The sequence below is a fragment of the Candidatus Tenderia electrophaga genome (assembly GCA_001447805.1).
Taxonomy (GTDB): domain Bacteria; phylum Pseudomonadota; class Gammaproteobacteria; order Tenderiales; family Tenderiaceae; genus Tenderia; species Tenderia electrophaga.
In genome coordinates this window covers 3,596,077-3,622,103 of sequence record CP013099.1, presented here as the reverse complement: position 1 = coordinate 3,622,103, position 26,027 = coordinate 3,596,077, and the positions used below count along the sequence as shown (strand labels likewise).

Sequence of the window (26,027 nt, the reverse complement as noted above, 5' to 3'; positions counted from 1 at the left end):
CTTCTTGTTATGTCTTTTAATTACTCTATCGAGATCCTGAGTGCCGCCGCCGAGGCCCAGGGTGTCAGCAACAGGGCCAGGATCAGTATCGCCCCCAGCAACGACAGGTGCCCCTCCGCACCCAGACCGGCGCCGCTGGCCTCCACCGCCCCGGCGCCGAAGATCAGCACCGGAATGTACAACGGCAACACCAACAGCGACACCAACACCCCGCCGCCACGCAGACCCAGGGTCAGGGCCGCGCCGATTGAGCCGATCAGGCTCAGCACCGGCGTGCCCAGCAGCAGGGTCAGCACCAGCATCAGCAGGGCGTCACCGCCAAGGCCGAACTGCAGTCCCAGCAAGGGCGCCATCAACACCAGCGGCAGGCCCGAGATAATCCAGTGGGCCACGATCTTACCCAGCACCAACAGCGACAAGGGCTGGGGCACCAGCAATAACTGCTCCAAGGTGCCGTCGTTATAGTCGTCCGCGAACAGGCGCGTCAACGACAGCATGGAGGCCAGCAGCGCCGCCACCCACACCACCCCCCCGGCCATGGCGCGCAACAACTCGGCCTCCGGCCCCACCCCCAGCGGAAACAGGGAGACGACGATGATGAAAAAGAACACCGTCGTCAAGACATCGGAGCGATGGCGCATGGCCAGGGTCAGGTCGCGGCCGATAATACACTTCAGCGCGGCGAACATCGCTCAGTGCTCGCCCAAATGCAGGTGCTGCAATTGGCCCACGTCCACATCCACCGCCTGATGCGTGGTCAGGATCACCATGCCGCCGTCGGCCACATGCTGCTGGATCAATTCCAGCAACAGGCTCACCGCCGCCACGTCCAGGGCCACAAAGGGCTCGTCCAGGATCCAGAGCCTGGCGGGCTGCAACAACAGGCGCGCCAAGGCCACCCGCTTCTTCTGTCCTTGAGACAGCACTTTCACCGGAAGTTCCACGCAGCGCGCCAATCCCATGCGTTTCAGGGCCACCTCCACCTGGCGCGCACTGATATTGAAACCGCTCAATCTGGCAAAAATATTCAGATTCTCATAACCGGTGAGCTCGAATTTGAGACCGTCGTGATGACCCAGGTAGAGCAGCTCGCGGTTGAAGTCCTCGCCCAGCTTGCGGGTGGAAACCCCGTTCCATTGGATCGCGCCGGCCTCCGGCAACACCAAGCCGGCGATGGCACGCAGCAGGGTGGTCTTGCCGCTGCCATTGGCGCCGTGCACGTGCAGCAGACTGCCCCCGTCCATGGCGAAGGAGAGGTCGGAAAAGAGCTGCCTGTCCCCGCGCACGCATTCCAGATTGGCGATATTGAGCATGAACCTTAATTATTATTCTGCCGGACCCAAAAAGACCGACGATTATACATTAAACGGGGCGCTTGTCCCGGACCGGACGGCCGGCGGATTCCCCTTCTCAGCGCAGGGGCTCGGCACCTTCTGAAAGCAGATTGACATATTGGTCATAGACAAACAGGCCGCGCACAATCGCCACCGCCTGTTGCGCCGTTTCATAACCCCCTCAAGGCGTCATCACTACCCGAAAGCCGTTACTGGCATCCTCGAACTTGGCCTCGTAGGTGCCGCGCAGCGCCGAACTCAGATAACCGGCCCGGTTGGCCCAGCCGCCGCCGCGCACCACGCGCTGTGAGCAATCACCGCCACCCCAGACGCGGCTGTCGTCGGGCGCGCCGCTGTAGTCGTCGTGCCAACAGTCCTGCACCCATTCCCAGACATTGCCGTAGACGTCGTACAGCCCCCAGCGATTGGGCAGGCGCTGCCCCACCGGCGCGGTACCGCTGCGGCTGTCGACACCAAACCAGGCATAGCGGCGCAGTTGCCCCGGATCGTCGCCGAAGAAAAAACGTGATTCGCTGCCGGCGCGGGCGGCGTATTCCCACTCCGCCTCGGAAGGCAGGCGGTATTTGTTGGTGCCTTCGCGCCGGTTCAGCTCTTCGAGAAAACCCTGCACCTCCAGCCAGGTGACATTCTCCACCGGGCGGCGCGGGTCCTCGAACAGGCTGGGGTTATACCCCATCACCGCCTGCCACTGGGCCTGGGTCACCTCGTGGGTGCCGATATAGAACGGCATCACCTGCACCTCGCGGGTGGGGCCATACTCTTCACTGCCCATGGTAAAGCTGCCGCCCGGCACCTTGACCAGCTGCATGCCGATGCTGTTGGTGACGGTCTCCAGCTCATCGAGCCGCTCCATCAGCTGCTGGCGCTTAGCCACCTGCTGATAGCCCAGGCTCGCCAGACCGCCGGCCAGGGCCAGCACCACCACTACTCCGATCACCAATTGAATGGCGCGCCGCTCTTCTGTTTTCACTGCTCGCTGCTCTCCGCGTCGATGAATTGACCGTGTTACTATTTCGCCGAAGCGGCGATGATAACGTGACCCCGCAACAGGCGACCAGTCGAAACGTATGAACCAGCAAACTCTTCCCGAAACAGACGCTAACCTGAACAGCAAACTGGCGACCCTGCGGCGCCACATCCAGCACACCATCGTCGGCCAGGGCAGCCTGATCGAGCGGCTGCTGATCGGCCTGCTGGCCGACGGCCATCTGCTGCTGGAGGGGCTGCCCGGCCTGGCCAAGACCACCGCGGTCCACACCCTGGCCGACGGCATGGCGCTGAGCTTCCGCCGCATCCAGTTCACCCCGGACCTGATCCCGGGCGACATCACCGGCACCGAAATCTTTCTGTCCCAGGCGGGCGAGTTCAAATTCATCGAAGGGCCCATCTTCAATGAGATCATCCTCGCCGATGAGATCAACCGCGCCCCGCCCAAGGTGCAGTCGGCCCTGCTGGAGGCCATGCAGGAGCGCCAGGTCACCGTCGCCGGTATGACGCGTACACTGCCCGCCGTGTTCCAGGTGATCGCCACCCAGAACCCGCTGGAGCAAGAGGGCACCTACCCCCTGCCGGAGGCGCAGCTGGACCGCTTTTTGATGAAAGTGGAGCTGGATTATCCGCAACAGGACGACGAGCTGGAGATCCTCAAGCGCGAGACCGAGCGGCTGCAACACGGCGGTCGCGAGAGCGGCCTGGCGGTGCTGAGTCCGGACGAGATCATCGCCGCCCGCGACCAGGTCAACGCTATTTATATGGATGAGATGCTGGCACGCTACTGCGTCACCTTGGTCAACGCCACGCGCAATCCCGGCGCCTGGATTGCCGAGGCCAAGGAATGGCTGGCCTACGGCGCCTCGCCGCGCGCCACCCTGGCCCTGGCGCGCTGTGCCCGTGCGCTGGCCTATTTGCGTCAACGCGATTTTGTCGAACCGGCCGACATCGTCGACCTGGCCGACGACGTGCTGGGCCACCGTATCGGCCTGAGCTTCGCCGCCCGCGCCGAGGGCATTACGGCGCGCCAAATCATCCAACAACTGGTGGACATCGTCCCCATCCCCTGATGGCGGTCGACGCTCTCCTCAGCGCACGGGAATTGGAGCTGCTGCGCTTTCAGGCCGGCCGCCTCGGCGGCCTGCGCGCCCGTGGCAGCAGCCCACTGAGCGGCCCGCAAACCGCATGGCAGCGCGGCGCCGGACTGGAACTGGAGGATCTGCGCCCCTACCAGCTGGGTGACGACGTACGCCACATCGCCTGGCGCGCCAGCGCCCGCAGCGGCCGCCCCATCAGCAAGGTATTCCGCGCCGAACGACGCCAGCGCATCCTGGTGCTGGTGGAGCAACATCCCGGCATGGCCTTCGCCACCCGCGGTGAACTCAAGGCCGCCGTGGCCGCCCGCGCCTGCGCCCTGATCGGCTTCGCCGCCCTGCGCCAGGGGGCCGAGATCGGCGGCATGGTGGCGGGCCGCGAGACCGAGTTTTTCCAGCCCGGCACCCACCTCGACCGCGCCCTGGCCCTGATCGGCGCCGCCAATCGCGCCCCCGGGCATGACTATCCCGCCGTCGATGCCGCCGAGGCGCTGGCACAACTGCACCAGTTGGCGCGGCGGCAGGACAGCCTCTATCTCATCAGTGACTTTCAACACTGGGACGATGCCCTGCTGGCGTCGCTGAAGCAACTGACCGAGCGCCATCTCGTATGTGCCCTGCAGATTGTGGACGCCGGAGAACAAACCCTAACCGCGGTGGGTCGACTGCACATCCGCTCCCCCTTCGACGGTCGGGAGCTGGTCATCGACACCGATGATGCCGAGCTGCGCCGCCAATACGCTGCCGCCATGAATGAACACCAACAGCAACTGGAACAGCTTTTTAAACGCAGCGGTATGCATCACCAACAGCTTTTCACCGACCGCGACCCCCTGCCGACCCTGGCCCGGGCCCTATGAACGACCAGCAGTGGCAGCAACTGAATGCGCGCCTGGCCGGCATCGAACTGCCGCCCGAGCCCGACTGGTGGCCGTTGACCTGGAGCGTGGCGGCGATTGCGCTGAGCACGCTGATCCTTGTGTTGGTGATTCGACAAAAGCGCAAATTGAGCCCCCAGCAGACGCCCGCCGCTGAGGCCGCCCACCGTTTGCAGCAACTGCAACACGCTTGGCAAACAGGCGAATTGGAAGCGCGCGATGCCGCCTACCAACTCGCCACCCTGCTGCGCCTGGGGCTGGGACTCAGGCAGCTGGAGCCTACCCCACCACCGCAGCTGGCGCATCAAGCGGCCGAGTGGCACGCCCTCCTGAGCGCCCTGGCACAGCTGCGCTACCAGCCTCAGCGTGAGGCCACGCTGAGCGAACAGACCTTCAACCAAATCCGGGAATGGCTGCAATGCTGAGCCTGGCCACCCCCGTCTGGCTGCTGGCGCTGCCATTACCCTGGCTGGCGTGGTGGCTGGGCCGGCGACGACGCGACAAGAGGCGCGAATCCCCCGCCCTGTATCACCCCCAGGCCGCCCTGCTGGCCCGCCTCAGCCGCCAGACCCGGGCGCGCGCCCCCTGGCTGTGGCTGCTGGGCTGCACGCTGTTGCTGCTGGCCCTGACCCGGCCCCAGTGGCTGGACGGCGGCGCACACCAGGGGCGCAACTTTTTACTGGCCATCGACATCTCCAGCTCCATGAAGGCGCAGGACTTTGTCGTCGACGGTCGGGCCGTGAACCGCCTCGAGGCGGTCAAGCACGTCGCCGGCCAGTTCATCGACCAGCGCCGCGGCGACCGCATCGGCCTACTGGTCTTCGCCGACGACGCCTACACCCTCGCCCCCCTGAGCGGCGACCTGGGCCTAATCCGGCGCCTGCTCGGCGAGGTCAAGCAGGGCATGGCGGGACAGAAGACCGCCCTGGGCCAGGCCGTCGCCCTGGGGGTGAAACGGCTGGAGCAATTGGACCCGCGCTCGCGCAATCTGATCCTGCTCAGCGACGGCAGCAATACCTCAGGTGACATTCACCCCCTCAATGCCCTGGAGATCGCCAAACTCAAGGGGGTGAAGATCTACACCATCGGTGTCGGCAAACCGGGCAAGGTGCTGTTCCAGCGCGGTCCGGCGCAACAGCCCGACTTCGTTGCCGTGCCAACCGACGAGGCGCTGCTTGAACGCCTGGCCCAGAGCACCGGCGGCCGCTACTACAGCGCCGGCGACACCGAGGCCTTGCAACAGATCATGGCCGACATCGAGCGGCTGGAGACCCTGCCGCTGGAGCAAACCGACAGCCCGCCGTTCGAGTGGTATCCGGCACCGCTGCTGGCCGGGCTGCTGCTGCTCGCCATGGCGCGTCGGCGTGGCGCGCGCGAGGTGATGGCATGAGCGCGCTGCACTGGCTTCACCCCGGCTGGCTGCTGCTGGCCCTGCTGCCCCTGCCCTTGCTGCTTTGGCCGCCGGCTGCGGATCGACGATATGGGCGCCTGGAGCAGTTCATCCAGCGCCATCTCTGGGCGCGCGTGCTGAGCGCGCCGCTGCGGGCCGGACGCCGGCGCCGGCTGGGGTTCATGAGCGCCTGGCTGCTGCTCAGCCTGGCCCTGGCCGGCCCCTATCTGGTCGAGAAAAACCCGCAAGAGATCGAAAAACTGGCGGCCAACATCGCCGTGGTGATGGACATTTCGCCCTCCATGGGCGCCCAGGACATCCAGCCCAGCCGCCTGGCCCGGGCGCAGACGATGGTCACCGATTTCAGTCAAGGGCTGGACCACCACCGCCTGGCCCTGATCGCCTTCTCCGCCAACGCCTACACCGTGCTGCCCCTGACCGAGGACACTGGCGCCTTCCGCCATTTCCTCAATGAACTCGATCCCAGCCTGGCCTATGTCACCGGCTCCAACCTGGGCCGCGGCCTGCGCCTGGCGCGCCAGGCCCTGGATAATGCGCCCAGGACCGGCGGCCTGGTACTGCTGGTGAGCGACGGCGAGATCCACGACCCCGCCGCGCTGGCGGCGGCCACCGACCTGCGCCAGGCCGGACACACCCTGATCGCTCTGGGCGTCGGCACCGTCCAGGGCGCGCCGGTGCCCCTGGCGGGCGGGCGGCTGGTACGCCGGCAAGGCGCCATCCTCACCTCGCACTTGCAGCGCGACACCCTGCGCCGCCTGGCCGCCGCCGGCGGTGGCGATTACTTCGACCTGCAGGCGGCCATCTGGCCGCAGCTCGAGGCCGAGATAAACCGCCTGCAACAGGCCCTATTCAAGGCCGAAATCGACACCCGCATCGGCCAGCCGCTGTTTCCGCTGCTGATCCTGGCGGCCCTGCTGATCCTGTTCTGGCAGACCGTCAGCCGTCCCCAGGGGCTGGCCACGCTGCTGCTCGGTCTGACCCTGATCCCAGCAGCCCCCGTCGAGGCCGCCCCCTGGACCGAGGCCCGGGGTCTGCAACAGCTGCACAGCGGCGCAAATCGAGGCGCCCTTGAAACTTACAGTGAACTCAATAATTATGCCGGACTCATGGGTCAGGGGGCGGCGGCCTACCGCCTGGGCCAATGGCAAGCGGCATTGCAGGCCTTCGAGGGGGCCTATGGCCGCGCCGATAGTGACGAGGCCCGTGCGCGCGCCGCCTATAACCAGGGCAGGGCCCTGAGCCAGCTGCATCAGCTGGACCGGGCCGTCGCCGCCTTCGAACGGGCGCTGGAGCTGCGCGGTAGTTACCCGCGCGCCAGCCACAATCTGCTGCTGCTGGAGCGGGCGCGTCAGCAATGGGGCGCGCGGCAACAATCAGAGGCGGAACAGGCCCGCCCCGGTCCCGGCCAGACCGAAACGGACAGCGGCGCCGGCGGCATGGCCACGGGCACGCCCCTGTCTGGCGAAAGCGAGCACGCCGCACAGCTGAGCACGTCCGAAGGCAATCAACGCGGCGCACGCGAAAAGACCGACGCGGCGCTGCGCGAGAGCCTGGCACGATGGAGCCAGCGGCCGGATACCGAGCGCCAAGCGCCGCGCCAGGCCTGGCAGCAGTACCGCAATCTACAAGAGGATAGTCAGACCTTGTTGAAACGCCGTTTCGAGATCGAGGACAAGCGCGCCCTGGGCACGGTGGAGGAAAAACCATGGTAAGGCGTGTTGTCGCCATGCTCGTCTGCGTGCTGTGGCTGGGGCCGGCTTGGGGCGCCGAATTCCGCGCCAGCGTCGACCGTACCCAGCTGCAAGTGCACGAGCCGCTGTTGCTGACCCTGTCGCTGATCAATAGCGACACGCGCCTGCGCGCCCAGGGCGTCGACCCCAACATCGACCTGACCCGGCTCGGCGACGCCTTCGACGTGGGCCGTCCCGAGGCCAGCACCCACTACAATATCTATCGCGGCCAGGGGCGCTCCACCTCCGAAATCCAGGTGGAAATCTTTCCCACTCGCAGCGGCACCCTCACCATCCCCGCCTTCCATATCGACGGCCTGAGCAGCGCGCCGATCGAGATCGAAGTATTGAAACAAGATGCCGCGCTACCGGATGAGGTCTTCGTGCGCAGCGGCGCCGACGTAGCATCGGAATCGACCTGGGTCGGCCAGCAGCTGGTGGCCTGGGTCGATCTCTATCACCGGGTGGCGCTGGAATCGGCCTCGCTGGGCAGCAACGTCGAGACCGCGCCGGTGCAGATCGAGCTGTTGCCCAATTGGAAGTTGCCGCAGGAGACACGCCAGGAACGCATCGACGGCCTGGACTACGAGGTCCAGCGCAGCGCCTGGGCGGTGTTTCCCAACCAGGCCGGTCCCTTCACGGTGGAGCTGCCCGACATCTGGGTCACCACCCAAGCCGGCGCCCAACTGCGCCTGCCGCACCAGCGCCTGGAATTTCAGGTACAGGCCCTGCCGCCAGATGTGCCCGCCGACATTATCGTCGGCACGCCGCAACTCACGGCTGAGCCGCTGCCCGAGGCCTTCACCCAATACGAACTGAGCGAATGGACGCTGACCCTCAAGGCCCCGGTGGGCGTCACCACCCTGCCGCGCCTGCTGCCCGGCATCGAACTGCCGGCGGGCCTGAAACTGTTCCCCGACCCGGCGCGCTATCACACCCAACAGGACAGCAGCGGCATCATGGACGCGGCCGACTACAGCCTGGGCATCATGCCCCTGGCGGCCGGCGAATTCGAGCTGCCCGCCATCCGGGTTCCCTACTTCGATCCTGAGCGCGGCCAAGCCGCGCTGGTGGAACTACCGGGCCGCACCATCAGCGTCGCCGCCGGCACGCTGCCGCAACCGGCGTCGGACATTACGGACACCGCCGTGAACGCAGCCGGCGCGGCTGCCGCCGAGGTCCCCTCCGGGATCGGGATTTGGCACATCAGCACGCTGGTTTTGGCACTGTTGTGGCTGAGCACGCTTTACCTGTGGCGACGGCAACCGAATCGGACCAAAGTCAGTACACTATCGGAGGCCCCGGCGGCCGGGCCGGCCAAGGACGAGCGTCAGCCGCTGCAACAGCAATTGCTGGCGGCCATGAACAGCAGAACCCTGGAGCAAGGCGTGCAGCAATGGCTGCAACATCAGCCCGACGATCGGGTGGTGCTCGATGCCGTGCGCGCCGTGCAGCGCTTTTATTACGGCCATGGAGAACAATCCGAAGCAGATGTTCAGGCCAAGGTACAACAGGCGCTGAGCTTGATAAAAAAGACGCCTGTACCCAGCCAATCAAACACCAGCGACCCATGGCGAGCGGAAAGTTTTTCTCAGCGCCCATAGGCCTAACCATCGGGATGGGCGTGACGCCTTGCGTGATTACTCAGTGAACGGGAAACAATGGTCTGCGGTCGGCCTGGCGTGGTCTGGGTCGATCACTCACGTCGATGACAAAAAGCGATCCATGCGCCGGTCGGACCTCGCGCCACTGCTGGCACACGAGCAGGTCACCTTTGTCAGTCGACTATGAATAAACGCGTGGGCGGGCCCAAGATTGCCGCCACGTCCCTCTCCCCCCAGAAGAGCGCTGGCCAGCGAGGCATACGGCTTAATTCACCTCGATGGCGCGCTCTCGCGCCGCGGGCATATCGGCCTCCAGGCTATTGCGCTCGTCCCATTCGGCGCTGCGTCGTTCAATCCATTCCTGTTCCGCCTCGGGCAAGGGGCCGCGCTTGAGGGTGGACTCCCACTCCCACAAGGCCGAACGGGCCTTGCGCAGGAAGGGATCGTTGGGCGGCGAGAGATGGATAAAGGTGCGCATGGCGCCCATGGCCCCGGCCAGATCCTCGAGCTGTTCCAGCGACACCGCCAAGCCCCAGTAGGCGTTGGCCTGGTAGGGCTTGAGTTCGATGGCGGCGCTGAAAAAGTCGGCCGCGGCCTGGTAATCCTGTTTGCCGATCAGGGCGTAGCCCATGTTGACATATGCCTCGGGCATCTCGGGGGCCAGCTCGATGACGCGGTGCAGAGCGGTGATGGCGAAGTCATAGCGTTTGGCGTGCAACATGGCCACCGCCTGCTGGAAACGCTCATCGAGCAGGCGCGCACGGTATTGACGGGCGTGGCCCTGGGGATCGGCCTGGGCATCGATCGGGGGTTCGCTTTCGAGCCTCGGCGGCTGATAGGCGAACTGGGCGCGATTGGCGAAGCCGGACAGCAATGCCAGCATCATCAGCACCAGCGCCAGGGCGGTGAAGGTGGTGGTCTTTTCCATCAGGCCGTGCACTCAGATCACTCCCTTGTGGGCCGCTTCACTGTAAAAGGGCGCGCCGAAATAGGTGGTGAAGGCCAGGCCGAAGATGGCCAGAATGACCACTGCCCCGATGCGCACCGGGATGTTGTAGCTGAGGCGCGCATGGATGCCCGCGGCGATGGACAGCCAGGTCATGAAGGAGGAGGTCTCCAGGGCATCCCATTGCCAGAAGCGGCCCCAGGCGTCCTGGGCCCAGACCGCGCCGGCGATGAGCATCAGGCTGTCGAAGATCAGGGCCAGCATCATGAAGCGCCAGGCCAGGTTGTCCAAGGCGGCATCGCTCATGTGTGAGAAGCTGCGCGCGAAGCGGGGAATGGCGCGCAGCAAAATGACGCCGGCCAGGCCGGCCGCCACCAGGCAAAAAGAGAGAAACACCTTGCCGAAGCCCACATGGGCCCACAGCCAGTTATTGGAATAGGTGGGCGGGAACAGGCTGTCTTCAGGCTCCAGGAACAGGACCCAGGTGCCCAGAATCCAGATCAACGGCAACACTACGACCGCGCTGGCGCGCAGCTTGGGCACGCGCCAGTAGACCAGCGCATAGATCAGGCCGAGACTGAACAGCTGACTTATTAACAATTCGTACAGATTGACGAAGGGGCCGTGACCGAGACGCATCCAGCGTAGCGCCAGGGCGGCGGCCAGCAGCGCCACGCCGCTGGCGATGCATATCAGAATCCAGCGCTCGGTGCTGCGGCTGGGCAAGGTCATGGCGGCGCCCGGCCCTTCGGCGCCCAAGTGCCAGACGCTCTTGAAGGCCAGCAAGGTGGCCAGGGCATAGGCCACCAGGCCCGCCCACATCCAGGGGACTTCGATCGGTATGGCAGTCATGAGTTTGTCACCTTGTAGTTCATAATACTGTCCTGCTGTGCTTGCTTGGCGCCGGATTCGGCCAGGGGCTGATGGCGGAACTTGCTCCAGTAGTGCAGACTCAGCCCGAACACCGTCCACACGGCGGCGATGAACAGCCACTTCAGGGTCGGATCATAGAAGATCTTGTAACCCATCCAGGTGCTCAGCGCCTCATAGCGCAGGTGGCCGCCCGGCAGATCGATGCCCTGCCCGGCCTGCAACTCGACACGCCGGTCGCCATCGTTGACCACCAGCACGCCCTCGGTGTGCTGGTGGTCCAACAACCATTCCGACTCCAGGTCATAACCGGTGTCGAGGCGCAGCCAGAACTTTATCTGCGCGTCACTGCCCGGCGGTATCCAGCTGTTGGCCTGCTTGTATTCGAACAGCGGATACGACGGCATGTGTATGGTGCCGGTGACCGCCTCGCCCTGCCGTGGAATCCAGCTCAGCACCGCGGCAAACCCCTTGTTAAAGGTAGTGTAGAAACGATAACCGTCCAGAATCAGGGGCGTGTCGTCGCCGACCACCCGCGGCTCCCAGCCGCTGCGCCCGTCGGGGACCAACACCTGGCTGCGCGTCTTGCCGCGCACCAGGCCCGGCCGATACTCCACGGTATAGCCCTGTTGGACAAAGCGGAGTTTGTCCAGTTCATCTGCATGCCAGGGTCCCTGACTGATCTCCTGCATGGCGCGCGGATCGAAGGCGCTGTCCTGGCTGATCTCGACACGGGATTCGAAATGGGTCAGCCGACCCAGCGCCGCCAGGATACAAATAGAAAGCAACCCGATGTGGAACATCAACAGCCCGGGGCGGCGGTTGATGCCGGGCTGGGTAATAATGGCGGCGAGCAGATTCAGAGCCAGCAACAGCAACGGCGCGGTGAGCACCCAGGCCGAGACGTCATCGGGATTGTCATAGCTCAAGCCGGCCCCGACCGCGAGCAGGGCCATTCCCACCAAGGTCAGCCGGGTCGAGGCCAACCTGCGCAGTCCGAACATCATGGCAGCAGGTTACAGGCCTCACTGCCTGACCCCTGATCCGTCATCCAGGGAATGTTGCCGAAATTGTTGTTGCCGCCGACCCGCCCGTTGCCCGGATTGCCGGCGGAACCGCAACTGTTGTGTATCCATTCACCGCTTTGGCGGAACTGCACCACCTTCAGCACGGCGCCGTTGTAATACGGACCGCGGTAGTAACGGCTGGTCTGATTGTTGCGCACCTGGTTGCCCGGCGTCGGCAGGCCGACTTCGGGGCCGACGTCGTTGAGATTGGCAAGGAAATTCTTATTCTTCCAGCCGTGCGGGATGGACACGTGGCAGTAGCTACAACGGAAGTTGGCCACCTGGCGTTCCTGGGCATGGCCGGTGTGCAGATTGACCTGGGGCACGTAAAGACAGGCCGCCACGCCCAAGGCCGGATCACGGCTAAAACCACTGCTCTGGGTTTGGTTGGCATTGATAACGCCGGTGGGAAACTCCCGGCCGTAGAAATTGTAGTTGTGACACTTGAAGCACAGGCCGTCGGTCGGTGTGTTCTGCCCGGTTTGATCGCTCCAACTGCCCTTCAGCAAGAACTCGTTGTCCGAACCATGGGGGCCCCAGACGTTGCCGTGGGGCTGCAGCCCGCGCGGCACGACGGTGCCCTGGGCGGTATCGGAGCCGTGGCAGTCGGTGCAGTACATGGTCTGCACGCCGACGGCGGCATTGAAGGGCTCGTGCCAGTCATCCGCATTGGCGTTGCGCACCGCGGGGGTGCGCCCGGTCTCTTTGAGCACGGGGTGCCAGGAACGATGGTTGTCGGTGACATAGTTGACGCAGTTGCCGAAGGAATCCCGATAACCGGCACGCTTGATGAAGGTGTCGTAATTGGGATCGGCCGCCGTGTTCAGGGTGCCCGTATTGACCTCGGCGCATTCGCCGACACTGCCCGAGAGGGCGCCGGTCGGGGTCGCCGGAGTCCCTTCACCCTTGTGGTCGTCGGGCGACTGATACTCCATGCCTTGATTGGTGTAATTAAACAAGGCATTGGTCCCCGGCGGCGTGCCGCCGGCATGATTGGTGCCCAGCGGCGGCGGCGTGTCATAGCCGTAGTTGGAATGACATTTCATACAAATCTGGTATTCACGGGTGACATAGGGCGCGCTGACGTCGGTACTGCCGCCCACCACGGCGTCGCCGCGCTTGACGTCGAAGGACACCGGCACGCTGGTGAATTCAGTGGTGGGCCAGCCGCCCGGCTCCACCCCCCAGGCGCCGCGCAATACACCCGAAGCGATATTGGTATGCATACCCTCGGGGGTGCCGGCGAGCTGGGTCAGGGTGTGGTCATGAGTCCCCTCGTTGTCCGGGATCTTGGGATCGTCATTGAAACGACGATTCTTGACCACCCGGTGCGGATTATGGCAATCGGTACATTCGGCGTGGCGGTTGGTCAGATCGCCCTTGCCGAGACGCTGCTGCGACTCCATAAAGTCCTTGCCATTCTGGGGCGACGGATGCGTGCCGATGGCGTGGCGTTCCTCGCCGGCCGGCTGGTCCGCGCTGGCGATCGGCATGTGGATGCGCATGGTGGTGAAGTCGGTCTTGATGTCCGGCACCTCGAACACACCCTTGTTGGGCTGCCCCTGCAACACATTACCGTCAGTGGAGTGACAGGCGTAACAAGTCTCCTCGATAGCCGGATTGCCGCCCTGCTTGATGCGAATGGTGTCATTGGCGGCACTCACCAGCTGGCCGGCGTCGTCGGTACCTTCGCGCAGCAGGCGGCGTGAGCCCTGCACCGTGTGCGGATCATGGCAGTTGAGACAGGCGGCCTGCCAGACCTGCATATCCTGCGGAAACTCGCGCACTTCGGCGGCGGCATCGGTGTAGCGTTCATCGGCGACGGCCATGTTGGCGTGCGCCGAATCAGCCCAGCCGGCCTTTTCGTGACAGGCCAGACAGATGATGTCATTGGCCTGGTCGAACGTCCCCTCCACCGGTGTGGCCTGCTGAAAACGGTTGACGCGCAGAAACTTGATGTTCTCGCCTGAGGTGCTACGTACATGGGGATCGTGGCAGGAGACACACTCCATCTGGCCGTCTTCCAGCGGCAACGTGGGCTTGTTGTGACTGATACGGCGATTACGCTCACCCAAAAAGGTCACCGCATTGGGGTCGCGCAGCTCACCGTCACGCACGGCTTGGGAGGCGTCGTAAGTGAAGGAAATAGGATGGTCGTTGGTCAGATCGGTGCCCAAGCGGCGGGTAAAACCGGTACGCTCGCCCAGACCATCCGGCATGGTGCCGTCAGCGGCGACACCCGTCATATTAATTTGGGGGTCTTCCTCCCGATTGAGGACGTTGACCGAGCCGATGGCCAGGGTGCCGTCATGGCAGGAAAGACACAGTTTGGATTTGGTGTTGGGCTGGCCCAGATCGACGGCATTGATCGAGGTGCTGGTATAGGGGCTGTAGGTGGCGTTGGAGAGCTTGCGATTCCAGATCGGCGCCTGCCCCTGTTTGGTCGCCTTGTGGGGGGTATGACAGAAGGCGCAGATCTGCGACTCCGAGCGCGCCTGCACGGTGCGGCTGGCGCCGTCCGGCAGGGCGGGGACAACAGTGGCAGAGAAGTTATGTTTGGTATTGCGTATATCCGATATTATTTCGGCTTGGGCGCTAACCCCCAGCAGCGTCGTCAATATCAGAGCTGCTGTCACCTGCAACGTCCGACGCATCTCCCTCTCCCAGATATTCAAATATCATTACGCGGCCGTTGAAGGTGTCCGCGACATAAACGTAGTTGTTATCAACCCATACCCCTGCGGGCAAATAGAACTGCCCCACCTGATGGCCTGTGCCGCCAATCGGCAATAATAACTCACCTTTACGGTTGAATATTAACAAATAGTCGTAATACGATTCTACCACATAGATTTTCCCGTCTTGACTCACCGCCACGCCCTTGGGACGTGGCAGGTCGCCCAGATAAAGCCCGCGGCGCCCGAAGCCGGACAGGTATTCCCCCTGCGGCGAAAACACCTGGATGCGCGAATTCAGGGTATCGGTGACATAGAGCTGATCATCACGCCAGAACAGGTAGGTCGGACCGTTGAGCTGGCCGTCGGCCTCGCCGAACTCACTGAACTCGAACTGCAAGCCGCCGGCCGCGTCGTAGACCTTGATGTTGTTGGCACCCCGGTCGGCAACGTAAAGACGCTGGCGCGACGCGTCCCAGGCCAGACCGGTGGGATGCTGAAGCTGATCAAGACCGAAATAATCCAGCGGCTCGCCGTCCGCCCCGAGACGGGTTACCACGCCCAAGGAGGCGTCGGCGACCCACACCCCGCCATCGGCCGTCGGCGCCAGGCCGATGGGCAGCTCGAAGCGCACGTCGGCGGCGGCGTATTCCCATACCAACAGTTCAGCCTGCGCGGTATCGAACACATACACCGCCTGGCGGCTGACATCGCTGACAAAAATCCGCCCCTGGGAATTGCTGGCCACTGCTTGCGGCCGCTGCAGGATGATCGGCTGCTCACCGTGACCGACCAGACCCACCAGCCAGCGCAGAAAGCGCGTACCGACATTGAGGGTCTGTGCACCGGGGCGGGGAAAATTGTCCTCGCCCGTGAGCTCGCCGACATAGCGATAGCGAGCCGTCTCCGGCGCGTCGGGCCATACGCGCTCGAACTCGCCCGACTCGACGGAACGATACTCAAATACGGTGGGAAGACGGGCACAGCCGGACACAAGGGACAGCACAGAGAGACAGCAAAGCGCCGCCAACAAACCTCGCGGCATGATCATTGGCCGCTGCTGTCGGGAGGGCTATCCGCGGCGGATTGCTCTGTTGCTTGGGGGACGGAATCGCTTGGCGGGCCAGGCACAGGCTCTTCCCTCATTTCGTCCACCGAGCCGCTCGACGGCGGGGCTTGTGTCTCCGGGACGGATTCCTGCAATGGCTCGGTCTCGGGGTCGAACATTGCCCCGGGAACGGGCGCGGCATTGGGCGCCAACTGCGCCACTTGGATGCGTTGATTGAGGCTGTCGACGATATAGAGCCGATTACCGTCCAACCACAAATCGGTAATCCGTTTGAATTGACCGGCACCGGTGCCGAAACGCCCGATAGTGCCAATCAAACTGCCGCGATCGAATACCTTGATGGTGTTATCCATGTAGTCCGCCACATAGCTGCGGTTGTTGCGATCCACCGCGATGGCGGCGGGAAATACCACCGCCCCTTCCTCGAAGGCATAGAGATAATTGCCGTCACGACCGAGAACCTGCAGACGCCGCCCGACACGGGCGCCGACGTAGTAACCATCGGGCCCCTCGGCCATGGTCATGATATTGATGAATTCCGCCACTCCGGTACCACGGCCACCATGGGCGGCGACCAATTTACCCATGCTATTGAATTGCAGCAGGTGATCATAATGACCGTCTGCAATCACGACATCGCCGTTTTCCAGACGCGTCACCGCCACCGGCCTGACCAGGTTGAAATGGTCGCGAAACACCTGCAGCACACGCCCGTGGCGATCATAGTGGACCACCCGACCCGCTTCGGTATCGGTCAGATAAAACGAAAAATCCTTATCCACATAGACATCGGCAACCTCCCCTTTCATCTCGGCCTTTAAGTCGAGCAAGGCCTCGAGCCGCCTCGAGGCGAGGTCGAAACGATAGAGAATATCCGCACCGTCATCGACGACATAGAGGTATTCGCTTTGCACGGCGATCGCCACCGGGCGGATAAAATCATGGTGCGCGACACCGGTAAAAAAATTGCCGACCGGGGCGCTACCGATCACCCGCCAATCAAACACCTGAATATTGGCGGCGCCTTGGGGAGTGGGAAGAACGGGCTGGGGGGCGGAGGCGGCGATTTGATCCAAGGGGTCGACGGATTCGTCGATGGCCTCTTCGATCACATCCTTCGGCTGCTGTTCTGAAATGGGCGCGGCAGGGGCTGATTCCGCTGCCTGCTGGTCCTGCGACGCCGGTTCGTCCCCCATCCCCTCGAACAACTCGGCAAGTTCGCTGGCCGCCTGGTCGGTCTCGAGCCCAGGGGCGGTAGCAGTCTGCTCGGTAGTGGCGCATCCGATAAGCTGCGCCGCACCCAAGAGACAAGCAATTATCTTAAGCCGACGGTGTCTCGAGATACGGAATGGCATCGCCCACAATTCTTGGTTGGAGGAAAGGCAACTTTACCATGACAGACGCCACAATACTTACCTTGCATGATCCCGGACATGGTCACGGGATTGCCGCCCTTTTGCGGTAGAAAGATTTTGGGATGGCAGTTTTTACAGGTAAGCCATTCGGTATGCGGGCGGTGAGGAAAACGCACAAACGGCATGGAGCCGGTATTCTTAAAGATCACATCGAAATCGACTGCATGCATCTCCTCATCGCCGTAAAGCCCCTTTCGAGGCGCAATCAGGCCTTGACGCAACACTTTCACCCAATCGATGACACCGGAATTATCGCGCGGAAAATTCTCCATCGCCTCGACCGGCGCTTGCAAAACCTTCACTGCGTCATTGGTCGGGTCATGGATGCCGTCTTCAGACACAGGTACAACGTCGCTATCGAGCTGAAAATGTTCGCCTTCATTCCAGAAATCACCCTGGAACTTATCTTCCTGGACATAGGCCAGACGCGGCAACAACATGGCCAAAAAAAAAGCGGCCAAAACAATGGCAAAGGTTTTGTAACGTTTAGCACGCAGCATAGCGACCGATCTTACAATTGGGCTCCGAAATAGATCGACTGCCATCGAAACCGATGGCAGTCGTCCGCACTATACACTAATTTTTGGACATTCCGCCAACAGGCTAGTTCACCCCGGCCATGCGCAAGGCACGCTGCAGATTCGAGGTAGCGGCTTGCAGGGCCATGATCGCCATCTTGTAATCGCCCTTGGCGGCAACGTCCCGCCCTTCGGATTTGATCTTGGCGGCCTTCTGCACAAAACTGTCTATCAACTCGAGCGCGCGTTGGGACGGTTGCTTTTGCTCGATGGCAAGCGGCACCAGCTCTTCATAGTTCTCCAGCCGCGCCAGTTCATACTCGTACTCTTCCTTGGGCGTCTCGAATTTCTTGTCATACGTGACAGTCTGAGCATGCAGCATATCGGTCAATACTGCCGTGATCATATTTTGAGCCTTCTCTAAGGATTTAGCGGCCTGAGCATAATCATTCTTATCTGCCAAGGCATGCCCTTGATCGACCAAGCGCTTGTATTCCGCTTCGTCCAGCTTGGATTTGACCGGCTCACCCATCTTGGCGGCGCGATCGATGTTGCGCTTGTAAGAGCCTTCATAGGTCTTGAGCGAGCCAGCCAACTCGTCGTAACGGGCCTGGTAATTAACCCCGGCCATTTCACTCTCGCTGGTAATTTCACGGGATGCCGCCGTCAGCAGGCGCAGACCCTCATTGACCTGATCCATCGCCGTTTGCAAGTCGCCGCCATCCAGCGACGCATTGGCGGCATCGATCTGACTGCGCGCATCATTCAGCATGGCGATGGCGTTTGTGTTGCCGCTCGCCTGCACCCGCTTGGCACTGCCGGAACCGAGCACCATCTGGGCATAACTCAGCTTCTGCTTGACCCCGCTCTCACTCACAACGGCGGCACGACGCCGGCTTGTGGCTTCCGCCGCGTCACTGCCGGCCACCGCCGCCTTCACCTTGGCCAGATCCTCCCCTTTGTCAAGAACGTAGATCTTGCCCCCCATATACTTATGGTTGCGACATTGATAATAAAGCAGGTCAGGTGTTTTATTGGACGGCGTGAATGTCACCTCACCCTGATAGATGAACTGACCTTCGACACCGTCGGTATAGGTACCAGCGCCCCAGCCGGCAGCATTGGTGGTGAGATAGAAATCATGCTTGACACCCGTATCGACGATGAATTTGTATGTTTCACCGCGGGTGACCACGACTTCGTGACCGGACTTGCCATTTACTTCGAACCCTGTTTCCAGCCCTTGGCCATGAAAGGGATGTTCACGCGTCTTCGGCGCCGCGGTAATCAAAAAAGTGTTGGGGTCGGTGGGAATCTTGAGCTCACGCTTTGGCGTCTCCTCCTTGGCCGGAGTGGGCTCGGATGCTGCGGCCGCAACCGGTGCGGTGGGCGCGGGGGTTACGGGTGCCACTTCGGGCGCGGGCGCCACCTGATTCGTTTTTTCTTCGGCCGGCATTTGAGCTTCAGCAGCCATCGAGCCAGTGGCTTCCGTTGATGACGCAGCCACTTCACCCTGCTTCGGGGGTGTTCCGCTGCATCCTGCCAGAATCGTAGTGACCGCAATCGCCACAATCGTATACTTAGATTTCATCATCGTCACCTTCAACAGTAAATTTCACAACTTACCGCTGGCACATTCCGTCGCTTTACGCCAGCCTGCTATCCCGACCCTTAGATTGAGAAGGCCGCCCTGAGGCGGCCATCTCATCTCATTTGGCGAGATAAAATCACTAGGAGATAACGGTTATCGCCATGGATTCTTTAGAGTTGCCTCACTCAACGGCGGCTGCCAATCAGCAGGCTTGGGCTTGGAGTGGCACTTCTTACAGGACTTAGTCGTAATGGGGAATGAGACCTTACCGTGACACACCCCGCACTTCTGCCCCAGCAGGATGGCCGACATATTGATCTGGTTAGCCCCCTTCTGCGGGATGAAGATGGCGGGATGGCAATTGGAACATGACAACCATTCAGTATGCTGACGATGCGGGAACACCACATCGGGCACGGAGGCCTTGACCTCCCGCACGATATCCATATCCATCACGAAGGGCTCTTCGCTTGAGTCGACGCGGTCCCAGCGGGGATTGATCTTTTCCTCGTCGATCGCCTTCACCCAGTCGACATAGTTGCCGAATTCACTGGGCGGCAAGCCTTCGTATGCCTCCAGAGGCGGCTGCAATACGAAGGTACCTTCGTTATCGGGATCGTGGATACCGTCCTCGGGGGGCGGCGCGTTTTTCATTTTGTCTTTCTTAAGGTTGCGATTGAACTCATTGGCACCTGAAACCTGAGCCACGCGGATCACTTCGTTCTCCGGCGGAGCGACCTCGTTCACCGGCTGATACTCGGGCGCGTAATCCAGGGGCATATCATCAACGCCGCCGGACTGGATCTCCACATAGCCCTGCGAACAGGCGGGACCCGAAACCGCCGGGGACATGGCAAAACCAAGAAATAGACTCTTGCTACGTAATTTCATCACACCGCCCCCCTCTATTGTTCAACCGGTTTGTAGGCAGGCGCGACAAGGCGCTGTACCGTACTGCCGTGAAAATGGGTGGGCGTGCCGGGAATACCCGAATGACACAAGGCGCAGTTCTCAACTGACCAGGCAATTTCACCATTGTGGCAGGCGCCGCAGAATTTGCCGTCGATGATCTTGGCCATGGTGATCTTGTTACCACCGGCCTTGAACTGGAAACCCAGGTCGGCATGGCAGACCTTGCAACGGAAACGAATACGGTGGAACCAATGGGGAAACACCACTGGACGGATACCGGCCGCATCGGCGTAGTTGTTGATTACCACATCTGCATATTCAGCATGTACCGACTGAGGCAAGCTAAACGCGGCTAGCCACGTAATCGCCCCGAGTAGAACATACCTCCACTTACTATGCTTGGTCACACGTGACATAGCGAAAGTTCTCCTCAAGCTAAAATATTTTAATAATATTATTGTTTTAAACCCTAAACCCTTGGCTCACGCATCAGAAGCGGCGCATGAGCCGGAAGTATAGCAAATCATAATTGCGACTGTCAGTCTCAGTCAATCGATAACTGACACTTGTTTCTAGTTTTCCGATCATATAAGCGAGCCGGTTTTCCCAGTCTTCACGATCAATGGCGCCTTCTGTAGATATCTTGGACACCCTGTAATCCGAGACAAACTGCAAGCGCGGCAGCCCAAGCAGCTGATAATGCTGGAACATCAAGCGGCCCGTGGAGGTGGTTGTATCAAATTCGTCGATAGCCACCGAACTGCCGGGGCTGGCGGTTTCGTCCCTGACACGCACGTACTGGAGCGAGATATCACCGGTAATCGAGCTCCTCCGGCCTAAGTCCTGATCCCGACTCAGCTGCAGATTGACGAGCTGTTGCTCGCTGTCGACTTCGGTGGTGGCGCCGAGCGAGTCTTCGAGCTCGGAATAGGTGCGCGTGTCGGCGGCGGTAATCTGCGCCAATGAGTTACCGCCCCAGGCGCGCTGACTAAACGCCAGGGTGATGGAGTGATCCACCGAAACGCCGGTACCGGAATCAAGCGCCACATCCCCCGAGGCCGCACTGTACCCCAGCGCCTGATTCAAATTCATGCGCAGGGAGGTACTCGAAGTACGCTCCGCCGGCCACCATGTGCGAGTCAGACCATGACCCGCCGTCATGGACCAATCCGTGACATCGCTATCCACATCGACGCGATGCCCGACATCACCATCCAGATAGGCCTGATACATAAACTCGGCCACTTCCATCCAATCGGTCTGATACAAGAAGCCGACATGCTGAGTATGCACATCATCCTGTACACCGCTGATTTCGCCCCACAGCGAGGTAAAGCTGGCATCGAAACGCAAATTCTGATTGGCGTGGTAGAACAGGCCTGCATTCATTGCCACGTTCTGCACCTCGTTGCCGGACACCGAGCCGGAGCTGCCATCCATGGCATAGACCCGCACCCCGGCGGTAACGCTGAGCGGGTAATTGGTGGGACGCCAGAAGGCGTTACTGGATACCTGAGCGATATTCAAATTGGTCAGCCGTGTATCGGAGGCATTCGGATCCAGAAATGACCGGTCGTAATCATAGTAGCTGGCCTTGCTGTCGAGCCGAAAATGGCGCACCGGGTAATAAAAGTGGCTCATATCCAGCAGCAGGGTTTCATTCTGACGATCGGCGATGGAATGCTCATTATTGGTCAAGCTGGCGCGTCCGTACAGACGATGTCGCGGCGCCCGCAGGTCGGCCTCGAAACCCAGCGTAGTATCCTCATATTCGCCGCTTCTGTTTGACTCCCAGGTACGATAATCGTAATTGGCCAGATAACGCCCGCCGTTGTCGGTCAAATAGGACTGGCGCAACCCCAGATACATGGTCGAGTATTCCTGACCGAGAAAGGTAATGGGAATAAAGCCCGTGCCTTCCGAGTCGACCCGGCTGTCGGTCACCTGCAGCTGCAGGGTGAAGGGGGTGCGGCTTTGGGGCAGGACATTCAGGCCGAAATCGCCGGTAATCAGCTGGGAATCGGTGCTGGCTTGAGTGCCTGTATTCGATGTTTCCGAAGAGTCCTGCGTCAGACTCAATGACATATGAGAGGTGGCCAGCCAGGGCTCGCCGAAAAAGGTCGACGCGTTCACCGTGCCGCCCAGTTGATGGCTGGTGTTTTCCGGTCCGCCATCCTCGCTCAAGGAGCGGTAATAATAGGCGAGATAACCGGACGATTCCACCGGCCCGATCAGGGCCGCCAGGGACAACTCCGGCGTTACCACGACCACCAAGCCGCAGCACGCGGCCACGCACAGCGCCACACCCCGACGGCGGCTTATCCTACACACCGTCCAGGCACCCCATACTTATATTTATTGTTATTACTGGACAACATCCGCCTTTTGCGCCCAAATCATTGTCGCTGTTATGTCACTATTCGTTATCTCTATATCCGCCTCGGCACGCAGCGACTGCAATAACGCCTCCCAAACCTCATCGGCCCGTGCGCGCTGCCATAAGCCCTGGGCGCGCCCCGCCACCTGTGCCAGCGGATTGACCTTGGCCTCCAGACGCTGCTCGATACGAAACAAGGCCACTCCCTGCAACAACACCACCGGCGCCGATACCGCCCCCACGGCCAGATCATCGACTGCCTGTTGCGCCTCGCGAGACAACATCCCCTCATGCACGAACCCCAGATCGCCCCCCGCTTCGGCCGAGGCGTCGCCCGAATGCAGGCGCGCCAGCTCAGCGAATTCTGCGCCGGTCTCAATCTTCGCGCGCAACTGCATCGCCTCCTCCTCGGCAGCCCGCCAAGCCTGGACCGGCGCGGACGGCGTGACCTTTAGCAAGATCACCGACAGCCGCAATCTTGGTGGCGTAGTAAATTTATCAAGATTTTGCCGATAAAACAGCTCCAAATCCTGATCCGTTGGTGTTCCGACCGACCTGACTGCGGCCTCAAACGTCTCCAGCAAGGCCTGTTCGGCGGCGCGACGGCGCAACTCTGTCTCGATCTCCGCACGGTGATCGGCCGGCATCGCCTGCACATTGTAGCCGCGTCGCAGCCGGCGCAAGAGACGCGCCTCCACCTCAGCGGCGCGCTTGATATTTCGCGCCCGCGCCTCCTCGAGCAACAGTCGCCTGTCGATCAACTGGCCCAGCACTTCGGCGCGCAAGGCCTGCAGCCGCTGCTCGCCCATACGGCCGTGATAAAAGCGTTGCCGGGCGGTCATATAAACCGCCGTGTCCAGCTCGGCCCGCGTCACCACATCCGCACCGTTGACACGGGCGATCACATCATCCTGCGACTGAGCCCAAGCGCCGCCCGACAGCAGCACCAGCAACACACTGCAAACCGCCCCTCCCAGCCTCAACCTACAACGGCCCATGCGTCATCATCCGCGCTATTTGTTATGACAAGTCAGGCAGACCTGGCTACCCACGGGATCGATACGAAGGAACGTCGGATTGTAATCGACATGCGGATCATGGCAGGACGCACATTCCACATACGGCTGAGGCTCACCGGCATAGGCACCGCGCGTCGCCACCCGGGTATAGAGCTTCATATCGGTGCGCTCGAAGGTGCCGGTGCCGCCGGGCATGGGGGCGATGGAATCCACCCACCAGACGCGGCTGGTGCCCATAATCTCGGAACGGGCGGGATGGAAATCCTTGTCATAGCCGGGGCCGGCCGGGTTACTCAGGGAGTAACCACCACCGGCATATTGAATGCCGATGGGATGATCGTTGGTCAGATCCTTGCCCAGATTGGTCACCACATCCGGCGGGCCGATACGGCCTTCCACCGGCGCCGCCTGGCCGCTCCACAGCCCGCGCGAAAATCCCGGCACGTCACGCCCGGAGCCGGGTTCGTTCAACACGGCATCCATGGCCTGGGTGCCGTCATGGCAGGAGAGACACGCCAGCGACACCGAACCCACCGGCTCGACACCGGCATCCAGGGTGGTGGTGCCCATCTGATCATAGGTGGCAAAACCGGTGGGATCGAGGTTGCGATTCCAAATAGGCGCCGCCGCCTCGCCGCTGGCCCCGTGTGGGGTATGACAGAAAACACAAATTTCACGCGTGCCGCTATAGGTACTGGCCGCATTGAGACCCGTACTGCCCAGATTATGCTTGGTATTAAAAATACCCGCCTGGCTCGTCGCCGAAAACAGCAGCAGCGACATACCCCCCAGCAGGCAGGATCTCTTCCATCTCATTAATGTGAATCTCCGCCCATTGCCCGATTTCTAACACAGCGGCCACAAAACTGTCAAACAAAACAACATGTTGTTATGCATTCCCGACACATCACAAGCACGTATGATTTCAGTCACTTAAAACAAAAAACGGGCGCCCTGGGGCGCCCGTTCACACTAGCACTTTGGCACGGTGATTACATTGAAGAAAACTTCAGGTTGGCACCGACGGCAAAGACGTTTGCCGAGGCTTCGGGAGTCCCGGCTGCAGTTACATAGTCAAGATCGAATCTATTCGCCGCGCTCACGTTAGCGTCATTGTCGATCTGGGAATAGATGGCATACATCTCGACATTCTTGCTCATCTGCTTGGTGCCCCCCAGGGCAAAGAAGGTGGCGCCGCTGTCGGCGGTATTACCGCGATCGTCGGCCGTCCCCAAGGCAGCCTTGATGGCCATGCCGTTGCCCATATCCTGATCGATACTGAAGTACATGCGGTCCTGGTCATTGTCATTGCCGCCGGCATCGTCGTTTTCATAGACAAAGCCCAGGCCGGTGTTACCGATGGTGTAGCCCAAACCCAGCTTGACGCCGTCGGCACTCTCAGTACCTGTGTCATTATCAATAGTCTGATACGCCAGGGTGACATACAGCGGACCGGCGTCGTACATACCGGCAATACTGACTGCCTCGTTACCGTTTTCAGGCACCGGCAGCTCATCATCGTTTACGTCGGTAATGTAGGCCGCCGCCAGGCTGAAGCCGTTCATGTCCGGCGACAGGTAGAGGATGCTGTTATCCGCGCGGGTGTCGTGGCGGGTACCGATGATGGCATTGTAGTCACCGTGGGTGTCCTTCCAGACATCCAGCTTGCTGTAGGTCGACATCTTGTAGGGGGTATCGTGCTTACCCACCCGCACCTCGCCGAAATCACCGGCCAGGCCGAAATAGGTGTTGCGCATCCCGTCAAAAATGCCGCTGCCCGTAGCATTGTCATCGTCAAAGGAGACCTGGGCCTCGAGCTGGTAAGTCGCGTCCATCCCATTATCCAGGGCCTCAGCCCCGCGGATACCAAAATTGGAGTGGTGGCTGGTGACATTCAATTTGCTGTCATCATTAGTTGGGGTTGAGTCGTCATTGCCGACGACCCCCACGGACACGCGGGCCTTACCATAGACCTCGGCGCTAGCCGCCTGGGCCGCCATGGGTGCCGCCATAACTCCGGCCACCGCCAGTGCGATCAATTTCTTCTGCATCATGAAACCTCCCTTGAGTGTGGTAAAAATGTCTTTAAAGACGATCAAAATCTATACTACTGCGCTCGGAAAAGCAACAATATTTTTTAATTGACATGGGCTTACGTGTAAATACTAAGACAAATTCTTTATGTATTAAAAATACAACATCCAGAAAAGTCTTGGCGCCGCCCCTGCGCGGCGCCGAAAAGAGATCCGCCCCTGACCATTGCAGCGTATCCAGACAATGGGGGGGGGGCAATGGGGTACAAGCCACGGAGTGACAAAGGTAAACTGTGAAAAACCCGCGACGGCGGGCTTGCTGATATATGACTGGGCGACCTGAACGAAGCGAAGGCGTGCCGAATGAAGCGCGCAGCGATTCTACGGTGGAACTAGGATTACTCGGCGCATCCCTGCGCCTCGCCCTAAAGGGCCAGCGTCGCTGCGCGCCGCTGTTCAATATCGTTCCCGGC

General features: G+C 61.4%; 22 protein-coding genes and 1 pseudogene. 6 read left to right on the top strand and 17 right to left on the bottom strand.

Annotated elements, in window-relative coordinates:
- Nucleotides 1-20: 20 nt before the first annotated feature.
- From Tel_16605 to Tel_16595, 3 genes are all read right to left on the bottom strand, one after another.
- A complete protein-coding gene (locus Tel_16605) occupies nt 21-689 on the bottom strand; it encodes a heme ABC transporter permease (protein ID ALP54641.1) in 669 nt (222 codons plus the stop codon).
- 3 nt (nt 690-692) lie between these two features.
- Nucleotides 693-1,313, bottom strand: a complete 621-nt coding sequence (locus tag Tel_16600; protein ID ALP54640.1) for a heme ABC transporter ATP-binding protein — start codon at nt 1,311-1,313, stop codon at nt 693-695.
- A gap of 202 nt (nt 1,314-1,515) precedes the next feature.
- Nucleotides 1,516-2,325, bottom strand: coding sequence for a hypothetical protein (locus Tel_16595; GenBank protein ALP54639.1), 810 nt, complete (start codon nt 2,323-2,325; stop codon nt 1,516-1,518).
- A 97-nt stretch (nt 2,326-2,422) separates the two neighbouring features.
- Between Tel_16595 and Tel_16590 the strand changes: the two genes are divergently transcribed.
- From Tel_16590 to Tel_16565, 6 genes are read left to right on the top strand one after another with little or no spacing between them, the layout of a single operon-like run.
- Entirely contained in the window at nt 2,423-3,415 is a 993-nt protein-coding gene (locus Tel_16590; protein ALP54638.1) for an AAA family ATPase, read from the top strand.
- The gene (locus Tel_16585; GenBank protein ID ALP54637.1) at nt 3,415-4,299 is read left to right on the top strand and encodes a hypothetical protein; all 885 of its coding nucleotides are present in this window, start codon (nt 3,415-3,417) and stop codon (nt 4,297-4,299) included. The genes Tel_16590 and Tel_16585 overlap by 1 nt, the downstream gene beginning before the upstream one ends.
- Nucleotides 4,296-4,742, top strand: a complete 447-nt coding sequence (locus tag Tel_16580) for a hypothetical protein (GenBank protein ALP54636.1) — start codon at nt 4,296-4,298, stop codon at nt 4,740-4,742. Before Tel_16585 ends, Tel_16580 begins: the two co-directional genes overlap by 4 nt.
- Nucleotides 4,736-5,707, top strand: coding sequence for a hypothetical protein (locus Tel_16575; GenBank protein ALP54635.1), 972 nt, complete (start codon nt 4,736-4,738; stop codon nt 5,705-5,707). The genes Tel_16580 and Tel_16575 overlap by 7 nt, the downstream gene beginning before the upstream one ends.
- Complete coding sequence (locus Tel_16570; GenBank protein ID ALP54634.1) at nt 5,704-7,440, top strand: hypothetical protein; 1,737 nt, start codon at nt 5,704-5,706, stop codon at nt 7,438-7,440. The genes Tel_16575 and Tel_16570 overlap by 4 nt, the downstream gene beginning before the upstream one ends.
- 14 nt (nt 7,441-7,454) lie before the next feature.
- A complete protein-coding gene (locus tag Tel_16565) occupies nt 7,455-9,062 on the top strand; it encodes a hypothetical protein (protein ALP54633.1) in 1,608 nt (535 codons plus the stop codon).
- A 265-nt stretch (nt 9,063-9,327) separates the two neighbouring features.
- Here Tel_16565 and Tel_16560 read toward each other — a convergent pair whose 3' ends face one another.
- The 14 genes and pseudogenes from Tel_16560 to Tel_16495 all read right to left on the bottom strand — a co-directional run bounded on the left by Tel_16560 (nt 9,328) and on the right by Tel_16495 (nt 25,575).
- A complete protein-coding gene (locus Tel_16560; GenBank protein ALP54632.1) occupies nt 9,328-10,002 on the bottom strand; it encodes a hypothetical protein in 675 nt (224 codons plus the stop codon).
- Nucleotides 10,003-10,860, bottom strand: coding sequence for a hypothetical protein (locus Tel_16555; protein ALP54631.1), 858 nt, complete (start codon nt 10,858-10,860; stop codon nt 10,003-10,005). It abuts the gene before it with no gap.
- A complete protein-coding gene (locus tag Tel_16550; protein ALP54630.1) occupies nt 10,857-11,885 on the bottom strand; it encodes a hypothetical protein in 1,029 nt (342 codons plus the stop codon). Before Tel_16550 ends, Tel_16555 begins: the two co-directional genes overlap by 4 nt.
- A gap of 68 nt (nt 11,886-11,953) precedes the next feature.
- Nucleotides 11,954-14,599, bottom strand: a pseudogene (locus Tel_16545) (hypothetical protein).
- Complete coding sequence (locus Tel_16540) at nt 14,541-15,653, bottom strand: hypothetical protein (protein ID ALP54908.1); 1,113 nt, start codon at nt 15,651-15,653, stop codon at nt 14,541-14,543. The pseudogene Tel_16545 and the gene Tel_16540 overlap by 59 nt, the downstream one beginning before the upstream one ends.
- 14 nt (nt 15,654-15,667) lie before the next feature.
- Nucleotides 15,668-16,993 (bottom strand): hypothetical protein, encoded by a 1,326-nt coding sequence (locus Tel_16535; protein ID ALP54629.1) that lies wholly within the window; start codon nt 16,991-16,993, stop codon nt 15,668-15,670.
- Between the two features lie 11 nt (nt 16,994-17,004).
- Entirely contained in the window at nt 17,005-17,604 is a 600-nt protein-coding gene (locus tag Tel_16530; GenBank protein ID ALP54628.1) for a hypothetical protein, read from the bottom strand.
- A 103-nt stretch (nt 17,605-17,707) separates the two neighbouring features.
- Nucleotides 17,708-19,078: a hypothetical protein gene (locus Tel_16525; GenBank protein ALP54627.1), complete on the bottom strand. Its 1,371-nt coding sequence runs from the start codon at nt 19,076-19,078 to the stop codon at nt 17,708-17,710.
- A 288-nt stretch (nt 19,079-19,366) separates the two neighbouring features.
- A complete protein-coding gene (locus tag Tel_16520; protein ALP54626.1) occupies nt 19,367-20,065 on the bottom strand; it encodes a hypothetical protein in 699 nt (232 codons plus the stop codon).
- Nucleotides 20,066-20,118: 53 nt separating this feature from the next.
- A complete protein-coding gene (locus Tel_16515) occupies nt 20,119-20,541 on the bottom strand; it encodes a hypothetical protein (protein ALP54625.1) in 423 nt (140 codons plus the stop codon).
- Between the two features lie 73 nt (nt 20,542-20,614).
- Nucleotides 20,615-22,429, bottom strand: a complete 1,815-nt coding sequence (locus Tel_16510; protein ALP54624.1) for a hypothetical protein — start codon at nt 22,427-22,429, stop codon at nt 20,615-20,617.
- Between the two features lie 60 nt (nt 22,430-22,489).
- The gene (locus tag Tel_16505; GenBank protein ALP54623.1) at nt 22,490-23,455 is read right to left on the bottom strand and encodes a hypothetical protein; all 966 of its coding nucleotides are present in this window, start codon (nt 23,453-23,455) and stop codon (nt 22,490-22,492) included.
- A 60-nt stretch (nt 23,456-23,515) separates the two neighbouring features.
- Nucleotides 23,516-24,304, bottom strand: coding sequence for a hypothetical protein (locus Tel_16500; GenBank protein ALP54622.1), 789 nt, complete (start codon nt 24,302-24,304; stop codon nt 23,516-23,518).
- A gap of 209 nt (nt 24,305-24,513) precedes the next feature.
- A complete protein-coding gene (locus tag Tel_16495; GenBank protein ALP54621.1) occupies nt 24,514-25,575 on the bottom strand; it encodes a hypothetical protein in 1,062 nt (353 codons plus the stop codon).
- Nucleotides 25,576-26,027 lie beyond the last annotated feature (452 nt).

Bases quoted from the DNA above. Each gene is read 5' to 3' on its own strand.
- Tel_16570 (ALP54634.1), top strand. From the start codon at position 5,704: ATGAGCGCGCTGCACTGGCTTCACCCCGGCTGGCTGCTGCTGGCCCTG.
- Tel_16585 (ALP54637.1), top strand. From the start codon at position 3,415: ATGGCGGTCGACGCTCTCCTCAGCGCACGGGAATTGGAGCTGCTGCGC.
- Tel_16590 (ALP54638.1), top strand. From the start codon at position 2,423: ATGAACCAGCAAACTCTTCCCGAAACAGACGCTAACCTGAACAGCAAA.
- Tel_16550 (ALP54630.1), bottom strand. From the start codon at position 11,885: ATGATGTTCGGACTGCGCAGGTTGGCCTCGACCCGGCTGACCTTGGTG.
- Tel_16520 (ALP54626.1), bottom strand. From the start codon at position 20,065: ATGTCCCCGGCGGTTTCGGGTCCCGCCTGTTCGCAGGGCTATGTGGAG.
- Tel_16515 (ALP54625.1), bottom strand. From the start codon at position 20,541: ATGTCACGTGTGACCAAGCATAGTAAGTGGAGGTATGTTCTACTCGGG.
- Tel_16575 (ALP54635.1), top strand. From the start codon at position 4,736: ATGCTGAGCCTGGCCACCCCCGTCTGGCTGCTGGCGCTGCCATTACCC.
- Tel_16605 (ALP54641.1), bottom strand. From the start codon at position 689: ATGTTCGCCGCGCTGAAGTGTATTATCGGCCGCGACCTGACCCTGGCC.
- Tel_16580 (ALP54636.1), top strand. From the start codon at position 4,296: ATGAACGACCAGCAGTGGCAGCAACTGAATGCGCGCCTGGCCGGCATC.
- Tel_16565 (ALP54633.1), top strand. From the start codon at position 7,455: ATGCTCGTCTGCGTGCTGTGGCTGGGGCCGGCTTGGGGCGCCGAATTC.
- Tel_16525 (ALP54627.1), bottom strand. From the start codon at position 19,078: ATGCCGGCCGAAGAAAAAACGAATCAGGTGGCGCCCGCGCCCGAAGTG.
- Tel_16555 (ALP54631.1), bottom strand. From the start codon at position 10,860: ATGACTGCCATACCGATCGAAGTCCCCTGGATGTGGGCGGGCCTGGTG.
- Tel_16495 (ALP54621.1), bottom strand. From the start codon at position 25,575: ATGATGCAGAAGAAATTGATCGCACTGGCGGTGGCCGGAGTTATGGCG.
- Tel_16530 (ALP54628.1), bottom strand. From the start codon at position 17,604: ATGCTGCGTGCTAAACGTTACAAAACCTTTGCCATTGTTTTGGCCGCT.
- Tel_16500 (ALP54622.1), bottom strand. From the start codon at position 24,304: ATGTCGCTGCTGCTGTTTTCGGCGACGAGCCAGGCGGGTATTTTTAAT.
- Tel_16600 (ALP54640.1), bottom strand. From the start codon at position 1,313: ATGCTCAATATCGCCAATCTGGAATGCGTGCGCGGGGACAGGCAGCTC.